Raw genomic sequence first — 19,043 nt, forward strand, 5'->3', positions numbered from 1 at the left:
ATATTGTATACAGGAAAGATATTTAGCGTTTCCCATTTTTTATATGTAATCGGATGTATTATGCCTATCATAGCCCGATTATAGCATCGTACAAGTTGTCTGGATGTGTTACTTAAGCGTTTCGATAACATGCCGACACATTTGTCGCATCTTTTTCTCATAGTTGGTGGAGCGAGCGCCAAAGAAATCGACATAGCTCGCGCTTATATCGCTAAAGACAGTGATGCCTATGACAACAGCGGCAGCTATCGGAAGGTTGGAATTGCTATCGGTATGCTGAATTAATAGGCTTACAGCTATTAACTTTCAAGATTATTACAAATCGTAGGGCTAAGGTATGGGTTTGAAAGTGGGGTTGGTTATGGGAAACCGTAAGGATCTTTAAGACGTCAAACAAACCTGTTCATCACGCTAGTTCTAATTTATTATCAACTCCTTGGATGAGTTTTAATGCCATTCCTATAAAACAGGTCTTCTAAAATGAACAATACCTATATTCTAAAACAATCTCGCCATCGATCAGATCAATCTGCGTCTCTTCTATCCAGATTTTATCTTTTAAAATTGATAATATTCGTTATATTTATTTAATAGACCATTAAATTTTTGATGACCAAATTAATCCTTAACTGCTGTAATAACATAGTGTTAAAACACTATCCCTTTTTTTTGCTATTTATCGCCCTATTCTATGCTTTTACAGCAGTTAAAAGTACAGGATTTCATCAGCCTGATGAACACTTTCAGATTATTGAATTTGCCAATTACAAACTTGGAAAAACCGAAGCTACAGATCTTTCATGGGAATATGGCGCTCAAATAAGACCTTCGCTTCAACCAGGCATTGCCTATATGACGTTTTCAATTTTGGATTTACTGGGGCTGGATGATGTCTTCATTAAAACATTAGCTCTTAGATTATTGACTTCTGCCATCGCAATTACTGCGATTCATTTATTTGGAAAGAGTAATAAAGATCTACTCAATAAAAACTACTATGGATTTTATATCATATTATCGTACTTACTATGGTTTATTCCATACGTCAGTGTTAGATTTTCATCTGAATCATGGTCGGGCATTTTTTTACTTTTTGCACTCTACTATTTAAAAGTTAACCCATTAAAAGCGAGATCCGGATTCATTTTTGGTTTGATAATAGGCTTTTCAGTTTTATTTCGTTATCAGAGTCTATTATTCGCGTTTGGCATTTGCTTATGGTTATTATTAATACAAAAATCAACGTGGGAACCATTTATCTATATAACACTAGGCATTTCTACAACTTTGTTTTTTGGATTTTTATTAGACTTTTGGTTTTATGGAAAACCTGTAGTAACAATTTATAACTATTTTGAAGCAAATATTATAAAAGATGTCGCATCTACCTTCGGCGTATCACCTTGGTACGAATATCTTTGGTTTATATTTTCTAGTCCTAGCTTTGTCATCGGTTTTGGAATTTCAATTTCAGTAGTCTTTGTTCTATTAAAAAACAAAAATGATCTAATATTGTGGACTGTTGTACCTTTTTTAGTGATCCATTCAATAATTCCGCACAAAGAAATGAGATTTTTATTTCCTCTTGTTTTTCTTTGTCCTTATTTCTTGATATATGCTCTCCAGGGCTTTAAAAGTTTAAATAGATTGAAAGCAAATCTCCTAAATATCTTTGTATTATTATTCCTAGTAGCAAATATGATGGGCTTGGTCGTGATTGGCTCAAAAAGTGCAGGTAATGCAAAACAACGAATTGGGGATTTTATGCACGAAAATTATAAAAGCATCCCTGTACATGTAATTTATATTGGAGCAATTAGCCCATATAATGATTGGCCATTTAGTAGAAATACATTTTTTAGCTACAAAAATGTCGATATTACAAATATATACTCAATTTGGAATGTAGATTTTGAAAAAATCATCAAACCAAATATGGATAATCTTTTAATGCTTTCAAACGAGGATGTCACAGGAGTCAAAACCTTAGAAAGATTGGATGCATTGGGTTTTAAATTGGTCGATCAAACCATACCATGGTATGATCAAAAAATTATCTATCTATATGATCCTGACAACAATGATAACATTCAGATATATAAGTTTGTTAAAAAAGTAAACTAATCCTTTTTTAAAATTATAAAACCACCGTTGATACCTGTTTCACTGTAGTCAACGATCACTTTGGTGCCCATATTTTTCTGCCAAGGGCATATATTTTCCATGAATTGAATTGGTGTTTTAATAAAATAATCGTTGGAAATAGTTTGTACCGTCTCAATTTTATGGATTCTTAAAAATTCTACAACGGGCCAAACTGGGAAGAAATGGGACGATGGCTCTTCATTTTTTCCAAAAGACACATATTTGGGTGTAAACTTATAATTCAAATCGGTATATATTTTCCAGAGCTGGAGCTGACAAATAATTGCCACTATAAATAGTATCGCTAATTTTGGTAACGCTTTTCGAGGAAATTTATAGATCGAATATGCAGTGTATAGATAAATCAATATAGAGATACACAGATAATATCTTGGAGAATTGGCTGTTGTAAATAAAGAAAAAACCCCCATATATGAGAATATGAATACCACAGGAAAACTACTAAAAGTCATCAGATCAAAAACCGATCCTCTGATGAAGAAAAAAAGCAATGCTGACACCAAAAGGCAATTGAAACCAATCATTACAAGTGAACTCTCGAAGGAATAGACGTGTTCCAAGGTTTTAAAATTGCATAGAAAACCAAAAAAAGCGACACCGTGATTCCATACAAAAAAACAAACTCCGACAATTAAAAATCCTTTAATATATACTGAACATCTATTTAGACGCAGTTTGTTTAGGTCTACATGTCTATTTTTTATTCTTCCTATAATAAAAGATTCACTTAATAAAATGAAAAGTACCCCAATAGCGGATGGTATTATATACACATCAAGAAGATACCCTTTTTGATAATTCATCAATAAGAAAAGCCAAACGACATTTAGTATGTTAAACAATGTAATGACGAATATTTTGATATCGAATGTATGCTTTATGAGACTAAATGTGATCGCTGCTACAAACATTGACAACGGAACACTAGCAAATATAATATGGTTGTAAGAGCCGAGTAAATGTACTCCAAGAAAAGCAAATGAGTAATAAAAATGGTAATTACCATTAATAATTTTTCGAGAAAACCATAAACTTACACTTAAAAATAATAAAGTAAGGCTTGTCACTTCCCATGCTATACGGGGATAAACTAACCAAGAAGTGCATTGAGCAAACAACAAAAGGAAAAAAATTGCTACCGTCCTATTCGAAAATATCAGGCTCAGGCTCCTCACAAATAACAATAACGCGATTACATTACTGATCAGCCCCACAATTCTTAATTGGAATATTCCCTTTCCCAGTAGCTTAAAGCTAACTGCGGAGAGAATTTCTTGTAACGAGCCTGAATAATAATTCATACCATGCCAGCTGAAAGCTCCGCCATTGTCAAGTTGATTAGCACGAATTCCGAACCAAGCTTCGTCTCCATGAAGACCAGGAAAATGAGATAATTTAAACAACCAAACACTTGTTATCATAACAAGCAACAAGAAGACAATTAATTCAGTAAATTTTAATTTTTTAAACATAGAACAAATTATATCTCGTTACAATACCATTTGAAATAACGAAGTAAACAAATAAATTGAAATTTATTTTTGTTTATAAACATTTTATAGTAAATTAAGTCCAACAACCATATAAACGATTATGAAAAGAACTTACCTGTATTTTCTATCAGTTCTCTTTAGCTGCCTGCTTGTGCTCTTTTCTTGCAGGAAAGATATAGAATTTATCTTAGATGGAAAAGAAAGTCCATCCGCCTCCATATTAGAAAATGCAAAAATCTATTACATGGAGAATATTAATTCAAAGAGCGGAAATAGACTGGATGCCAAATGGAAAGAATCATGGTTTCTAAAAAAAAATGGCAAGGAATTTCTTATTGTACCAGCTCCAGAAAGGAAGCTCTTCAGCAAAGATTTTCACATCAGAAGATATTTTACTTTTGATTTAGAAAATGAAAAAGTACAGCGTGCCAATATTGTTGAAGTGATCGGAGAAAAAGATGATCTTCCGAAGAAAGTAGATGATCTGTTGAGTCTATCTAAAGAAATTCCGAATAGCTTTAATGGTAGCCTTTTATATTACGATATAAATTATAGGTATAACTACGCTCGCGTTTATGAAAACGGAAAGTTGAAAAGTGATGTTATTGCTAAAGTTAGTACTTCGCCTTTTTCAGAATTTGAAAGGAAGGAAAACATAAATATAAAAAAAGCAACTAATAAAAAATCTGTTGTATGCCCAATTGTCATTCCCTATTGGATAAAGACGGTTCCAACAGAAGCAACACGTGAAGGTTGTGTTGTAACAATCTATGAGGAAACTACATCAGATCAAAATGGATGTATTACAAAGAGAACATTTTCTTATGCAGGGCACGAATGCCCAAGTGTTTGTACCACTTGCGGAAGTGGCAGTGGTAGTGGCTCAGGTGGTAGCGGTTCTGGTATTGGATCAGGCAATACCGGGGGAAATCCACCTTACGGTGGTGGCGGTGCTTTGATTGTGAACAATGTACAAAATCCATGTGTTAGAAAAATGGTAGATTCAATTATTAGTAAAGATATTGTGTTTACGGCAAGACAATCACTCAATACAATTTTTGGGCAATCGAACGATTTTAATTTATACTTTTATGATAACGAGCCCTTGGGCTATAATAATCTTGGAAATTGCTTAGCCTCAAATATAAGGTATTCGCAAGGTCAAATATCTGGTATGGATGCTACCATCCAGTTAAATAGTCCAAGGCTGTCGACTATGTCACAAGAGATCGTTGCTGTAACAACAGTTCATGAAGGAGTCCACGCTTATTTATCGTATAAGGGCTTCATATCACAAAATAATCAAGCACAACATGTTGTAATGTTAAAAACTTATGTTTCTTTTATGGCAAATTATCTGATCAATAAATTCAAAACGCCTAACAAAGAGGCTTATGCACTAGCATTCAATGGATTAGACACCGCTTTTGGAGAATTATCAAGCGATACAAAACAACAAATTACCGATGGTTTATCAACAAGTCTTGGAACAGTATTTCCTACCCTCAATGAAAGAACCACGATAATGGCAGATTATGAAATGGGATATAAAGGAAAGAAATGTACGCAGCCAATTCAACCATAACAGTAGATACTAGAACTATTTATTAAAGAAAAATATTTCAACCATGAAAAAATCAGTAATAATTGCTTTAATGCTAATATTGTTTCACGGTATCGTTTACAGCCAAGAGACAAATAATCATGGAGCAAAATTACAATCGAGTTTTGTCACTCACTTAAGGTATCCAAAGGATTTGGAGAAAGCCTCTATACCATCATTTTTTACAGTAATGGTACAATATGACGAGAAAGCAAGGCAATACAATTTAGAATTTTCTGATAGTGCGCATCCGCTTATGATTAAAGAGCTTTTAAGAATTAAAGATAAATTAGATTTTAATTCAGTATATGAAGATCTTAATATTGAAAAACGTAATTTACCTATCATTATTCCAATTGAGATAAGATTAGCAAAAGTTTCAAAGGAGTTTTCAGATCCTAAAAGTAATGTAACTAAAAATCTATATAATTTTAAAGGAAAACAAGCGTTTGGAGAATTCTATTTTTATGCTCCCCTAGTCCTAACGGTTATAAACGATTAAATATTAAGACAATGAAATCAATCAAATTCATACTGATCATCCTGTATGCCATGATCAATAGCGTATACGCTCAGGACAAGGGTAAAATTGATAACTACAAAAAGTTTGAAAATTCGTTTCTTAGAAATTTCAAATACCCGGCACAATTACAAGAAAGGTGTATTCCAGTATTGACTTTAATGGTCATTTCCTTTGATCAAACTGGTAAAATAAACTCACTCCATTTCTCAGATAGTGCCTATCCACAATTTATAGAAGAGTTTAGGAGAATACAAGACAATATAGATTTTGAATCTCTTTATATGGATCTAAAATCGCTAGGAAAAGTGAATGAGAAAATAATTATTCCGATCCAAATCGATACTGGTGTAATTGATGAATGTGAATCGGGTATACTTCAATTTGATCTAATTAACTTATACTTATTTGATAATAAACCGCTCAAGGGTAAATACTTTTTATATAAAAAGATTTTATCAAAAATAATGACAGCACGTGCTATCTCATAATTTCTCAATACCATTCATTAAAAGGCCAATACAATTATAGTCGCCAGTCAGTAAATAATTTATTAAATATGGGTAATAAAATATTTAAGTTAATTGCATTTATAGTCCTGTTATTATTGATTTCAATCAACTGTGTTGTAGCATTGAACTATTATTTTATAAAAAAAATAGACTTACCTTATTTCTTTGTTGCTCAAACCGATATTACCCCACAATAATAAAATTTTAAAAAAATATGTTATCTAAAATCAATATCCGTTATGGTGTTTTATTGGTGTTATTGATTAGTATCATATATTCCCAAGTTTTATATGCAGATTTTTTATTCGGTTGGGATGATCAATGGTTTGTAACGAATTACTATACAGAGGGAGGAATAAATAGAGACAATATATTTGCAATTTTCACCGAATTTTACCGAGGTCAGTATGCGCCAGTCAACCAACTTTATTATACTACCCTTCATAATATCTTCGGCTATAATAAGCCTATCTTTCATTTAGCCAGCTTATCTATACACCTATTAAATACATTGTTGGTATTTCAGATTACGAAAAGTGTAATCAAGAATGCTCAGAATTGCCCGAAAAATATTTTCCCATTCCTTACGGCATCACTTTTCGCCATTATGCCGATCAACATAGAACCAGTGGCCTGGGTAAGCGCATCGAAAGTTATTTTATACGCGTTCTTCTATTTAATTGCCCTTAATTTATACATTAGATATATTGATCGGCGTAAAGAGAAATTTTATATTTTGACATTGTTCGTGTTCGTTCTATCATTTTTAGCAAAAGAACAGGCTGTAACACTACCTTTAACATTGATATTACTAGATTGGTATAAAGGTAGAAATTTCAACGATAGAGATGTATGGCTAGAAAAAGCCCCATTTTTAATCTTGTCATTGCTTTTTGGATTAGTAACAATAGACTCTCAAGAGTTAAACGATAATGGTAATAATTTCTATCCCATCTTTCAGAGAATTCCATTATCTATCTTTACTTTTTTTGAATATCTAACGAAGTGCGTTATCCCAATTAATTTATCCTATTTATATCCGTTTCCATTTAAAAACGGCGACCAAGCCCCCTTGTGGATGTGGCTGTATCCAATAGCCCTGCCCTTTCTTTTATGGAATTTATGTTATGTCAAAGATAAACTAATCCTTTTTGGGATGTTCTTTTTTGCAATCAATATATTACTTGTATGTAACCTAACCTCATTGGCAAGATATTCTCTGATCGCCGATCGTTATACGTATTTAGCGAGTATAGGAGTCTGCATACTCATTATTAGAATATTTCAAATTTTATACTTCAAATCTCAAACAAGAACAAAAATATTTGCGGGCATTTATTTTTTCGCTCTTCTATGTTATAGCTTTAATTATGTCCAAACTTGGAAAAACGCCTATTCTGTTAAAGCACGTCTTAAAACTACGATAGAATCTAGGCCAGATTTTACTAAACTAAAGTTAAAAAGGTAAAAATAAGAACTTATATGTTGAGTGAAACCATTTTGAAATTTGTACGCTTTGGTATTGTCGGCTCGATAGGATTTGTTATTGATTTTAGCATTACATATCTATTGAAAGAAAAACTCAAAGTAAATAAGTTTGTGGCCAATAGTTTTGGATTCTCTTTTGCTGTAATCAACAATTATTTATTAAACAGATATTGGACCTTTCAAAATTATAGTCCAAATGTATTGAAAGAATTCTCACTATTTTTTTTAGTATGCTCAGTAGGTCTTTTATTAAATAATATCGTATTGTATCTGCTTAACGAGAAGGTTAACTTATCATTTTATTCAGCAAAAATTGGGAGTATTTCCGTGGTCATGTTTTGGAATTTTATTGCCAATTATTTCTATGTATTCCATCAATAGCAACTGAGTGTAATTGGATTAACAGGATAATAGCAAGTTCATCGGTTGTCAACCAGCTCGTATTGTTTCATAGCATTACCCAATAGCCAATGCGAAAATCTACACCCATTATAAAAAACCGATCGATCATAATTTGCAAGGTTCCACCGCCATGCAAAACAGAAACCTAAACCACTTGCTTCTGACCACACACATCACATTTGAACTTTATATCCTTTTTCATCGAATATCGTCCTTTATCCACTTTAATTCTCCACATTGTATCATGGCTATATATTTTTGCACGTGATAATCGGTCAATAAGCCATGGTCTTCAAGGTTTTCTCAACTTCAAAAAATCTCAATTCCCTGTCAATATCTAGTGGTATCTCTATAAAAATTCCGACAACTTCAGATTCCTCATTTAATGGCGCATCAGCTAAATTATAACAAGTGACTTGGCAAAACAGCTCCACTTTCGTATCTTCGATACAGCTACGACAAATCGCCGCGCCAATTACCTACAAGGATAACACGACACATCAAGAAAACACAATTGAATTTATGACACCTACGGAAAAACTAACTTCCATTTTGACCGAACAATATATTTCAGAAGATGGAGACGAATATAAAGTAGAATTAAAAGAAGGTTTGACAAATCAACAGATTGACGAATTAGCCAAAAGATTGCCAACAGGACAAATGCCGACAGAGATAAGAGATCATTCAGTGATGGTGATTTAAAATTGGAACATGGCACAAGAATACTAAATAATTAAAGCGATAAAACTGACTGCAAATGACCGACAATGTCGAACAATTTTTTAATGCATATCTGACCAGAGATGTAAGTTCTGTTTACACAGAAGATGTTCCAAAGGAAATGATGGCATCCGAGGTAAACGAAAATGGCTGGTACGAATGGAAGCTTATTCCTGGATCATTAAGTAATGATGATTACAAAAAAGTGGCTGCTGAATTTGGCACTTCGTTACCCGTTAGCTTTATTGAATGGCATAAGCGCTATTTCTTTGCCGACTGTGATTGTTCAATCGTCAGACTACCTCACTCCTTGCCTTCTCAACCGTTAGCTGAAATAACAGCTAATCTGGATTGGTACCTACCTGAACAACTTATCCCACTTGGCCTGATTCCGTTTGCGAGTGAAGGTAATGATACAGGGCCACTGGTATTTGATACGAGAGGATCCGTCGAAACAAATGATTATCCGATCAGAGTCTACGACCATGAATATGATGGCGAGCTCGACGGACTGAGCGAAATTATCTTTTCGTCATTCAACAAGATGTTGGCATGCTTAACCCATTTTTTAAACGAAACTAATACAAGAAAACATTTTGAAGTAATCGCTGACTTTTATACTATTGACCCAGACGGTGCTGGGTCTACTGGTCGATCATATTGGGAAAGCTGGATAACAATGGGCCGGGCGAACTTTGAGGAATTTGGATATTAAAGTCAGAACCCCGGAAATGTACCGGTATAAAATATGAAGGAAACTCTTTTGGTATTGGATTTGGACGAAACATTGCTGTACGCTACAAAAGATAAGCTGGAACAGCGGGAAGACTTTGTTGTAGGGCCTTATTATGTATATGTCCGTCCAAATTTAGCCTATTTTTTATCAGAGTTGGCTGGAGATTTTAAACTGGCCATTTGGAGCTCTGCGGATGATACTTACGTGTATGAGCTCGTTGATAAAATAAAACCAGACGCTGTCGATTTTGAATTTATCTGGGGAAGATCTCGCACAACAAAAAAACGGATGAGTGTGACTGATGAATATTATTACGTAAAAAGGTTATCCAAAGTAAAACGCAAAGGCTTCTTTTTGGAAAGAACGCTCATAATAGACGACACCGCTGAAAAATCAATGCTGAACTATGGCAATGCAATCCAAATAGCTGAATTTACAGGGAACGCCAACGATGATGAGTTACTCCTATTGGCTTCTTACCTAAAACAATTAAAGAATGTACGGAATGTCAGACAAATCGACAAAAGATATTGGAGGAATCAAGATTTGCCGACATAGATGATTATATTCATCTTATTAAACATTCACTGTACAAATAACGATCGGGGTTCATGAACTAAAATCTAAAAACAGGAAAATGCAAATTATTAGAATAACCACGACTTCACTCTGCTGCATTTTGGCGGGCTTTATTTCTTCAGCTTTCATAAAATGGGATTGGTCATTTATTCTTATTCCGACACTAATATCATTAGCCGTATCATTAAGCAATTTTGATAGGATCAGTTTTCCCAAGAAATTGATAGGCATACTCCTACATTGGTTTTTGAGTATTGTTATCTTTATCATCACGATTGGCATCACTGTATTTATTCTTTCTCCGATGGGAATGCATGCGATGTATATTGGTTCGGCTTTAGCTGCCATACTATTTGCACTTATTACAAATATAAACTTGACTTTTCCAAAGTTCTGGCTGTCAATGGTGGTTATATTCGTATTGTCTTTACCAGTATGGCCGATAGCAGATTATATGCACGCCCATCCAAGATTTAAATTCGCAGCACTAAATGGGCGTGAGAATATCATCACTATATGGTGCTCACTTGTTGGATTTGGAGTTGCATTGGGTATACATCATAAGAAGTACAATCCCAATGACAACTTATGACTGCGATAAATTGATTAATTTTAGAAAAAGTCTTAGTATATGTCTGATTTCATAGCGCTGCTGCAATACAGAACAACACAAGAAGGTGGAAGAAAGACGCCTGCTTTCTCTAAATATAGACTACAGATCAAATTTGATTTTGATGAAATGCAAACATCAGGTGAACAAACATTTATCGATAAAGATACAGTGTATCCCGGAGAGGAAGTTAAAGCGGCGATTCGATTAGCGGGTGTCATATATTTTAGAGGAAGACTTGCCGAAGGTATGTTATTTGAATTTGGGGAGGCCCCCGTGTGATCGGTACAGGAAAGATCTTAGAAATATTGAATGATACATTGAAAATAGATCACTGATCCAAGTGAAGGTGTACAATTTCCTGACAATATAATTATATCTAAAGACAATATGGCAAAAGTTATTGATTTTATCCAGCTATCAAACAACTGGAATGCACACCCTGTATCACCGGAAGTAAACCTACAAATTGTAGGTAAAAATTTGATAATGGAGATTTATCTTAATCACTATATGTTCGATAGCTTTGTCAAGGGCGATAAAGCACGTATTACATTTGAAAACTCCTACAAGTATTCATTAAACTCTTGCAATGACGAGGGGTACTATTATGGACAGTATCGGATAAATTGGAAGCAACTTGAATGGGGAGAATTCTACGAAATAATTAGCGGTTTAGATAGGAAATTGCCTAAACCGATTGTACAGTTAAGTGATGATTCAGATAATAAAAGACATTTCCTTTTCTTCTTTAAGGATGAAACTTTCGAGTGTCTAGCAGATAACTATAAGGTTGAATTTATATATGTCCAAAGGTAGCGTAAAAACCAATTCAATATGTTCTTCTGATTATATAAACGGCTTCTCATTCGACTACATCGAAACATATTCCCTCCAGCGCGGAGAGGAATATCAAGCTGCGATGCAAGTGCTAAAACCTGAACACAATCGCTTAAAAGTGAGAAAACAAAAACGAAACAATCTCAACGAAAATGAAGAAATTCGCCTGATCGAGCTGAACGCTTTATTAGGTGTAACACAGTACTTAATTGACAATACAGGTCGATTTCATTTTTCTAGTCAAAGAACCAATACATTTATATGTGGAAATGATGAAATCAGTCTACTAGAGAATATTTTACTTACCAAAACAACTAACGTCAACAATTGGATGTGTGCCCCTATTTACAGGGATGCTATCGTGTTCTATAAAAGCTCGGGCGAAATTATATCTGTTTTGAATATCTGTTTAAGTTGTGAGGCAATGGCGCTAAATCGTTCCAATCAGGTTACTGCCGATAGTAGCACATATGGAATGCTTAGAAAGTTTTTTAAGGAGATAGGTCATCCTGTAGAGTCATGAATTAGAAAAAGATAATTATACGTTCAATGCACAAAAGAATAATAGCAATATGTTTAATGGCCCTCGTACAATTTTCATGTACTTCGACGAACAAAGTTCCAAGTAATAGTAACGACATAGTTGTACCGACAGCCAAATTTGACTTCACAGATACCATACCGAAAATAATAATTAAGGACACATCACTGGCATTCCCGCAAATATTTGAGGGAAGTTTCGTTAAGGCTACAAAAGTAGCACAATTCGGCACGGAAATAACTTTTGATAAGATAGCTTTAGGAAATCTAAAGGTATCATCAGGCAAGATTATCGCAACTGATCCTGTTATGTTAAACGATGCTATAGCTTTTAGGGAAAATTTCCCTATTGGCGAGTTCCCGGTCGAATTGGCAATGGCAAATATCAGCGCCAATAAGGATCGGAGGGTTGCATTTGCACGAGTAAAATTCTCTGATAAGCCGATCCGTAAATGGGAGTTTGCATTATTACCTGGACAGGCTCCCATCCACCTCAACTCCAAAGAAATATATGGATATGGAGTAGATGCAGGACTAGGTCTTTTCGTTGATCAGGAAGCAAAGGACAGTCTGAATACGCTCCTCGACAAAAACTGGGACAATATGTTCTCCGAAAAATTCAAGGATTATTTAAACTACTATTTTCAAAATTGCAATGCCGTCTTTTTCTCCACTGGATATGGAGATGGTTTTTATGCTACTTACATTGGAACGGGCAGTGATGGTAAAATTTGCCAGCTGTTGACTGACTTTGATATTGTACTGTGGCGGAATGTTGCAGAGTAGCGAAAGATTGAGCGTTACGGTAACACGCTTATACATCTCTTACATCTTCCTCTCATAGCTGGTAGAGCGACCGCCAAAGAAATCGACATAGCTCGCTCCTATATCGCTAAAGATATTTGTGCCGATAACAACATTGGCAGCTATTGGATCATTATATCGTGAAATCTCCCTCCCTTCGATGGAATTGGTCGTGGTTACTATCATGGCATTTTACTTTTCAATCGGGCAAGGTTAATACCCAAGCCTAATATACATTATTTATTCTGAATTAATATGTTTACAGATATTAACTTTCAAGATTATTACAAACTGTAAGGCTAAGGTATGGGGTTAAAGGTATGATTGGTTACGGGAAACCGTAAGAATACGAGTAGTCTCCCCTGTTATCTTAAAGCTGGCTTAGGCATTTGGACAGCAACGGATGTTTTTTCGTCACCGGAAGTAAGCACTGGCATATCGAAATATCTTTCAAACATCTCAAGCACCGCTCAAAAGTATCGATATTCCAGTGGGCATCAAAAAAGCGGGAATGATCCATATATAGCCCCCACTGAACGGGATGATACTGTTAAAATATCTTCAAAAAAGGCTAAATACTACCGGAATCTTCAAATCTAGTACGTTTAATAAGGATGAATATCATCGCAAAATAAAAATCTGGCCGTGGATAGTAACAAAAAGGACAGCCTTATGACTGCCCTTAAACATTTAGTTCACAAATATGTCCCTTTCTTCAATTAAGCACTCCTTTTATCAGATTTATTAATTGAATAATAAAAGGAGAAAACAACAGTGGTCGCTGTGACTAATCCTATTGTGAGATATCTCGAAATTCCAGGACTTGGATCTAAGAAATAAAGTACCAATACCGTTATAGCAGCGCAAAGAATATATGCTAAAAAATAAATCAAAAAGTTTTTCATAAGTCAAAAATGTTTGGCACTGTGATGTTAGTTGTAGTTTTATTAAAAACAAATTTATCCCAATATGTAGGTATCGTCAAACTTGGAAATATTAGTTTTGTTGGCTCCACTTGTTGTCCTACAAATGGGATCTATAAAGACTCGAACAGAGTTTCCGTACAAGCCTAGATTTTGGTCTAGGCTTATATGTTATTGTTGAGGTGGGTTTGATGGTTGTCTAGGTAAAATTCTTAAGACATGTGTATTTTCCATTAATCCACATTCCCCATATCTTGGTATGTCATCGTTAAGTTTTTTAGGATGAACAATTGTATATCCGCTTTGCATATTCATTGTATCAATCAAGCCTTTAAACTTGGCTTTTGTGGAAATAAAGAGAGCAAAAGCCTACCTTGTTAGCTAGGCTTTTGAATTTTAGAAATATCTACATATTTCCATTTAAAGTAATATTTTTTATAGTGTAACTAGATGTACCGCAGGAATTTGTTTCTCTAGCTCTAACTTTCACTGCCATAGTAGAACCTGAAGTGTTTGGGTTGACAACTTTAATCATGAATTGCGTATCAGATACGGGAATTAACTCAACATCTCCTCCAAGCATTAAGTTATATTCAATAGTTGATCCGGGAAGGTTTCTAGAAACGATATATCCATACTCTCCGACTGTATTTATTTGAGACGTACCTGATATTGTTGGGGCAGGAGTTCCTATCACAATATCTTTATCGAAAGTTTTCCCGTTAGAAGTTGATCTTAACTTAACTGAACCATTAGCAGTGCCTATCCGAGTCACTTTCCATTGATTATTTCCTAATGCAGTTAACATCGCAACGCCTACTGCATTTTCAAGAGTTACTACATCAGGTCTTTCAATTGTATACGTAGCTTCATCACAAATTTGATTTGGTCCGATAAAGTTGGGAACTTGTATTACTGTGATATTCCTTGTAGAACTGGCTTGGAGTCTGTTTTGCCACCCCCTGTTTACTGCGTCATATTCTGACATGTAATAAGTTTTTAATTTCCCTGATTTTAGATATTCTTTATATAATGTAAGATCAACTTTTACATAAGGAGAATATAAACTTCCGGTTAAAGGCGTCCACGCGTTTGCATTAAGGTAGATATTATTAGGTAAAGGATTAAAATCGAAGCCATTAGCATGCTCGTACATTATACTTGCATAACATTGTTGCGGCATAGTATTAACATTTCCACTTCCATATGGGACTTTTAATTTAAATCGCACAAAAACAGGTAACATAACATCAACACCTGTATTATACACCGTATCCATAACATCTCCATTGTATGGTTTAATTTCAAAGTCAGCGAAAAAATCAGCTACTTTTACAGGATTAGTTTGTGCAAAGGTAATAACAGAAATAAACAGATAAATCGCTGATAAAATTATTTTTTTCATTATTTCTTAAGTGTAAGGTAATCGGAAGGCAATACTTTTAAATAATCCTTGTAAATGAAGACTTCCTCGTCCTGAAGAAATTTAAGATCTTCTTTTGGTAGGCCGGAATATTTGGCAAACACTGTAAAAGTAGAGTCTTTTGGATAATCGTAGCCTGCTATTTTTATAGTTTCAACAGTTGGCTTTTCAGGCTCAGCAGCCTGCTCCTTCTTACACGCGCCAAAGCCTAGCCCTAGCAGCGCAATAAACATTAAATATCTTTTCACTTGGTAATATAATTAGCTGATAAGATAACTAAAATTGCCGTGGAGAATGCATTTTATAGATCAGTTCTACACAAAAGTGTAGAGAGTCATACAATAAGCTTTTTTTTAACCATTAAGCTATGAACTGGTTATGGCTCAATCTTCTATTGTACTTATATAAATTATTCCTATTCATTTCCTCTTGGAAGAATATTAGATGCTAATATCTATTATTTCGATGCAATCTCTGACTTTATAAAATACATATATGAAATGGATACCTGAGAATGCTGAAAAGTATTTTAAAGCTAGCAATCTTTTGTCGTTAGGTTATTTGCCCAAGCTTTTGGGCACGAACAAATAACATTAAAGCCTAGGTTTTTGGTCTAGGCTTTTGTTAATTTAGTCAAGTCGTGGATCTCTTTCGTTTACGAATTTAATTGTTTTTGAAATGTAATTACTTGAAGTCCCACAACTGCCAATAGCTTGAGCAGAAATAGTGATATTTTCAGACCATCCCATTGGAACGCTACCTGTCGTAGACAATTTAATGGATGTTGGAGAAAGTTTAGTCCAAGTTACATTAGGGTTGTATGTTACTGACCAATTATAATCTGTATTACCATTTAATGCCAAGGTATAAGTTTGTGATTCTCCTAATTGAAGTACTGCATTTCCGCTAATTGAACCCTTTGCTACAATACCAATTTCAATATCTTTATCAAAAGTTTTACCATTAGATGTCGATCTCAATTCAACAAGACCATTTGCACTGCCGATTCTAGTAACTTTCCACTGATTATTTCCCAATGCAGTTAACGTCGCAACGCCTGCTGCATTTTCAAGGGTTATTGTTCCGGGGCTAGTGATTGTGTAAATTCCTTCAGAGCAAATAGTTGTAGGCCCATTAAATACTGGCGTGTATAATATATCAAATTTAAATATTTCACCCCATTGTGGACACGTAGAACTTTTTCCCGAAACGGTAATCCATTTTACTTGGTCATCCGAAAAATTTAAATTGAATGAAGGATTAGTTGTTGTCGTCTGAATACCTGTATTTGTAGTCCATACAAATGATGCAGCAGGAAAATTTGAATTAACTATTTGTGCTGTATAAGTTTTGTTCCCTCTAAAATCACCTGGAATTTCATTGTCCCCCTTGATAGTATAACGTGAAGGTATGTTAACCTTTACATCTTTATCCAAATACGTTGAACCTCCAGAGGTTCCATCGAACTTTATTGTTTCGTATTGGACGCGAAGTTTCCATTTTCCATTTTCAGTAATATTGTTATACCATTTAACAACAACGGTATTCGTATTTTGACTAATAATCTGGCCATCGGTTATCGACCATAAAAAATAATTATTAAAGGAAGATCCACTAAATGTATAAGTATAATTTGTTTCTGGACATGGGTTTGCCTCACCACTAATTACTTGTCCTATTCCCCTATTTAATAACAGGCTAAAGAAGAATATTAATGTCAATTTTATTTTCATTTCTCTATTATTTTTGGTGACCATTCTTCAAATTCTCTATCTTTTGCATTGAAAGAGAATACCTTATGCATGTAATATTTTCCATGCTCTTTTATGGTAATTTCTTTGCTACTATAAGCTTTTTTACCCTGCCCATTCTCGTCGCTCATAATTACTGCTACCAAATACTTGCCGGGAGAATAATCTTGAAATGTAATGCCAGAAGTAATTGTGATATTATCTGTTTTAACTTCGGTGTTTGACTCCTTATCAATTGCAATGCCCTGAATAGCCTTGTCGACATCTTTTATGAATAATGTTTTATCATGGCTTGGCCACATCACAATAGTCATCTTTTCTGGTGAAACGAAGAAGTTTTGCCATTGATTATACTTTATAATACTAGTTCGTACATGTACAACAGACATCTTTTCGGGAATTCCCAAAAAAGGATCGTTAGGAGCTTGATAAATACTGTCCAACTGACTTTTTTCTTCTGGAATAAAAGGATCATTTACCCTTTTTGAACAACCTAATAAGATTGCAAATAAAGTGGGTAATAGCAATAATTTACTCTTCATGTTGCTTATAGCTTATGTTATTAATTAATTTTAGGCTTTATGACTGTTTAATATCCTACACGCAAATATTCGTAACGCAATAAATACTAAATATCTTTTCACTTGATAATATAATCATCTGATAATATAAGAAAACCTGAAAAATATAAAGGTAAGTATTAGTTAATTCTACACAAAAGTGTACTACATGTAGGTTTTTCCAACAGATTTTTCCTCCAATTGATAAATCCTCTGCTAAAACCTATATTAGCATCAGCACGAATAGCCTGTGCACGTTGCTTGAGCGTTTCGGTAACACCCTTGTACATTTCCTGTATCTTCTTCTCATAGCTGGTAGAGCGTCCGCTAAAGAAATCGACATAGCTCGCTCCTATATCGCTAAAGATATTGGTACCGATGACTACATTGGCAGCTATTGGATCATTATAACGTGAAATCTCCCTCCCTTCGATGGAATTGGTCGTGGTTGGCTGAATGAATAGGCTTACAAATATTAACTTTCAAGATTATTACAAACTGTAAGGCTAAGGTATTGGTTTGAAAGAAGGATTGGTTATGGTAAACCGTAGCTGATTTATTCGACCGTTTTAATAAGACAATAAAATAAACAAAAAGGCCTCCCTCGTTAACCGTCGGGGGAGGCCATGTTGGCTAGATGCTCTCTTTACAATCCCGCTAGGAATCGAATGATAAACTACATTGCTGGAGAATTTAATTGACTGGCATATACTGGAACAACTTATCCGCCTTGGACTGATTCCTTTCGAGTGAGGGTAATGATGCTACATGTTTCGGAATTCAGGAACGACTGTTTCTACCCATTCCTCTTCCATGTATTCGACAACTTCATTATAATAGTCCTCTTCCGGGGAGACCATTGTAAAATTTTGGTGCCAGGTCCCTTCCAAATCCATATGCTGATAAATATAAAATACATCGCTATTTGAAAGCTTGACGAAGTAACTTGTCAATTCATCTTCTTTAATTTCTGTAACGTGCAATGAATCTTTTTCAAGTTCTTTATAAATTAGTTTATTCCAATTTCTCCATCCATCAAATTCAGGAGCATCTGTATATATAAAATTCGTCGAATCGAACAGCAGGTATAATCCGTCCAAATCAAACACAACCTTAAGTCCATAATTTCCTTCTTCAAAATTGTAATAGATATTTTTCAGAGTTTTTGTCATATTATTTATTTTCTAATTCTACACCTTTTGTTATAACTTTATCGTATATAGTCTCTCCTGCTGTTCTGCAACTAAAATATCCAGCTGCCCCACCTATTAATCCTCCGATAAATCCACCTAAAACGATACCTCCTCCAGGTTCGACACTTCCTGCTATAGCTCCTGCTTTTGCACCGATTTCTGCTCCCATAAGTAGTT

At 34.5% G+C, this 19,043-nt stretch carries 24 protein-coding genes; 15 read left to right on the top strand and 9 right to left on the bottom strand.

All coding sequences use genetic code 11. The annotated features are described in order from the left end of the window. The first annotated feature begins 129 nt into the window (after positions 1 to 129). Positions 130 to 285: a hypothetical protein gene (locus AAW12_RS26610; RefSeq protein WP_231585209.1), complete on the top strand. Its 156-nt coding sequence runs from the start codon at positions 130 to 132 to the stop codon at positions 283 to 285. A 324-nt stretch (positions 286 to 609) separates the two neighbouring features. Then, positions 610 to 2,124 (top strand): hypothetical protein, encoded by a 1,515-nt coding sequence (locus AAW12_RS05040; protein WP_046672511.1) that lies wholly within the window; start codon positions 610 to 612, stop codon positions 2,122 to 2,124. Here AAW12_RS05040 and AAW12_RS05045 read toward each other — a convergent pair. Further along, the gene (locus tag AAW12_RS05045; RefSeq protein WP_046672512.1) at positions 2,121 to 3,638 is read right to left on the bottom strand and encodes a hypothetical protein; all 1,518 of its coding nucleotides are present in this window, start codon (positions 3,636 to 3,638) and stop codon (positions 2,121 to 2,123) included. The two genes, AAW12_RS05040 and AAW12_RS05045, sit on opposite strands and share 4 nt — an antisense overlap. Positions 3,639 to 3,759: 121 nt before the next feature. Between AAW12_RS05045 and AAW12_RS05050 the strand changes: the two genes are divergently transcribed. From AAW12_RS05050 to AAW12_RS05115, 13 genes are all read left to right on the top strand, one after another. Then, positions 3,760 to 5,244: a hypothetical protein gene (locus AAW12_RS05050; RefSeq protein WP_046672513.1), complete on the top strand. Its 1,485-nt coding sequence runs from the start codon at positions 3,760 to 3,762 to the stop codon at positions 5,242 to 5,244. Positions 5,245 to 5,287: 43 nt separating this feature from the next. Next, a complete protein-coding gene (locus AAW12_RS05055; RefSeq protein ID WP_046672514.1) occupies positions 5,288 to 5,764 on the top strand; it encodes a hypothetical protein in 477 nt (158 codons plus the stop codon). 11 nt (positions 5,765 to 5,775) lie between these two features. Next, positions 5,776 to 6,273, top strand: coding sequence for a hypothetical protein (locus AAW12_RS05060; RefSeq protein WP_046672515.1), 498 nt, complete (start codon positions 5,776 to 5,778; stop codon positions 6,271 to 6,273). A gap of 235 nt (positions 6,274 to 6,508) precedes the next feature. After that, positions 6,509 to 7,762 carry a hypothetical protein gene (locus AAW12_RS05065; RefSeq protein WP_046672516.1) on the top strand — a complete coding sequence of 418 codons (1,254 nt, stop codon included), beginning with the start codon at positions 6,509 to 6,511 and terminating at the stop codon, positions 7,760 to 7,762. A gap of 14 nt (positions 7,763 to 7,776) precedes the next feature. Further along, complete coding sequence (locus AAW12_RS05070; protein ID WP_046672517.1) at positions 7,777 to 8,163, top strand: GtrA family protein; 387 nt, start codon at positions 7,777 to 7,779, stop codon at positions 8,161 to 8,163. Between the two features lie 432 nt (positions 8,164 to 8,595). Then, complete coding sequence (locus tag AAW12_RS26460; RefSeq protein WP_197083979.1) at positions 8,596 to 8,889, top strand: hypothetical protein; 294 nt, start codon at positions 8,596 to 8,598, stop codon at positions 8,887 to 8,889. A gap of 55 nt (positions 8,890 to 8,944) precedes the next feature. Continuing rightward, positions 8,945 to 9,622 carry an SMI1/KNR4 family protein gene (locus tag AAW12_RS05080; protein ID WP_046672519.1) on the top strand — a complete coding sequence of 226 codons (678 nt, stop codon included), beginning with the start codon at positions 8,945 to 8,947 and terminating at the stop codon, positions 9,620 to 9,622. 33 nt (positions 9,623 to 9,655) lie between these two features. After that, positions 9,656 to 10,201, top strand: coding sequence for an HAD family hydrolase (locus AAW12_RS05085; RefSeq protein WP_046672520.1), 546 nt, complete (start codon positions 9,656 to 9,658; stop codon positions 10,199 to 10,201). Positions 10,202 to 10,280: 79 nt separating this feature from the next. Next, complete coding sequence (locus tag AAW12_RS26190; RefSeq protein ID WP_156167549.1) at positions 10,281 to 10,814, top strand: hypothetical protein; 534 nt, start codon at positions 10,281 to 10,283, stop codon at positions 10,812 to 10,814. 39 nt (positions 10,815 to 10,853) lie between these two features. Then, a complete protein-coding gene (locus AAW12_RS05100) occupies positions 10,854 to 11,114 on the top strand; it encodes a hypothetical protein (protein ID WP_046672523.1) in 261 nt (86 codons plus the stop codon). A 108-nt stretch (positions 11,115 to 11,222) separates the two neighbouring features. After that, positions 11,223 to 11,651, top strand: coding sequence for a hypothetical protein (locus tag AAW12_RS05105; RefSeq protein ID WP_046672524.1), 429 nt, complete (start codon positions 11,223 to 11,225; stop codon positions 11,649 to 11,651). After that, a complete protein-coding gene (locus AAW12_RS05110) occupies positions 11,638 to 12,195 on the top strand; it encodes a hypothetical protein (RefSeq protein ID WP_046672525.1) in 558 nt (185 codons plus the stop codon). The genes AAW12_RS05105 and AAW12_RS05110 overlap by 14 nt, the downstream gene beginning before the upstream one ends. A gap of 26 nt (positions 12,196 to 12,221) precedes the next feature. Further along, positions 12,222 to 12,998 carry a DUF4241 domain-containing protein gene (locus AAW12_RS05115; protein ID WP_046672526.1) on the top strand — a complete coding sequence of 259 codons (777 nt, stop codon included), beginning with the start codon at positions 12,222 to 12,224 and terminating at the stop codon, positions 12,996 to 12,998. A 39-nt stretch (positions 12,999 to 13,037) separates the two neighbouring features. Here the strand turns inward: AAW12_RS05115 and AAW12_RS26015 are convergent, their stop codons facing one another. The 8 genes from AAW12_RS26015 to AAW12_RS25335 all read right to left on the bottom strand — a co-directional run bounded on the left by AAW12_RS26015 (position 13,038) and on the right by AAW12_RS25335 (position 19,035). Next, positions 13,038 to 13,202 (bottom strand): heavy metal-binding domain-containing protein, encoded by a 165-nt coding sequence (locus AAW12_RS26015; protein ID WP_084823079.1) that lies wholly within the window; start codon positions 13,200 to 13,202, stop codon positions 13,038 to 13,040. Between the two features lie 1,143 nt (positions 13,203 to 14,345). Beyond that, on the bottom strand, positions 14,346 to 15,344 hold the full coding sequence (locus AAW12_RS05120) for a hypothetical protein (protein ID WP_046672527.1): 999 nt from the start codon (positions 15,342 to 15,344) through the stop codon (positions 14,346 to 14,348). Then, the gene (locus tag AAW12_RS05125; RefSeq protein WP_156167551.1) at positions 15,344 to 15,610 is read right to left on the bottom strand and encodes a hypothetical protein; all 267 of its coding nucleotides are present in this window, start codon (positions 15,608 to 15,610) and stop codon (positions 15,344 to 15,346) included. The genes AAW12_RS05120 and AAW12_RS05125 overlap by 1 nt, the downstream gene beginning before the upstream one ends. Positions 15,611 to 15,991: 381 nt before the next feature. After that, complete coding sequence (locus AAW12_RS05130; protein WP_156167553.1) at positions 15,992 to 17,095, bottom strand: hypothetical protein; 1,104 nt, start codon at positions 17,093 to 17,095, stop codon at positions 15,992 to 15,994. Beyond that, a complete protein-coding gene (locus tag AAW12_RS05135; protein WP_046672530.1) occupies positions 17,092 to 17,655 on the bottom strand; it encodes a hypothetical protein in 564 nt (187 codons plus the stop codon). The genes AAW12_RS05130 and AAW12_RS05135 overlap by 4 nt, the downstream gene beginning before the upstream one ends. Before the next feature lie 158 nt (positions 17,656 to 17,813). After that, positions 17,814 to 18,149 carry a heavy metal-binding domain-containing protein gene (locus AAW12_RS26805; RefSeq protein WP_084823080.1) on the bottom strand — a complete coding sequence of 112 codons (336 nt, stop codon included), beginning with the start codon at positions 18,147 to 18,149 and terminating at the stop codon, positions 17,814 to 17,816. Positions 18,150 to 18,437: 288 nt separating this feature from the next. Beyond that, the gene (locus tag AAW12_RS05140; protein ID WP_046672531.1) at positions 18,438 to 18,845 is read right to left on the bottom strand and encodes a hypothetical protein; all 408 of its coding nucleotides are present in this window, start codon (positions 18,843 to 18,845) and stop codon (positions 18,438 to 18,440) included. Position 18,846: 1 nt separating this feature from the next. Continuing rightward, complete coding sequence (locus tag AAW12_RS25335; protein ID WP_053003531.1) at positions 18,847 to 19,035, bottom strand: hypothetical protein; 189 nt, start codon at positions 19,033 to 19,035, stop codon at positions 18,847 to 18,849. Positions 19,036 to 19,043 lie beyond the last annotated feature (8 nt).

Origin of the sequence: Sphingobacterium sp. Ag1, assembly GCF_000988325.1 — a bacterium.
GTDB lineage: Bacteria > Bacteroidota > Bacteroidia > Sphingobacteriales > Sphingobacteriaceae > Sphingobacterium.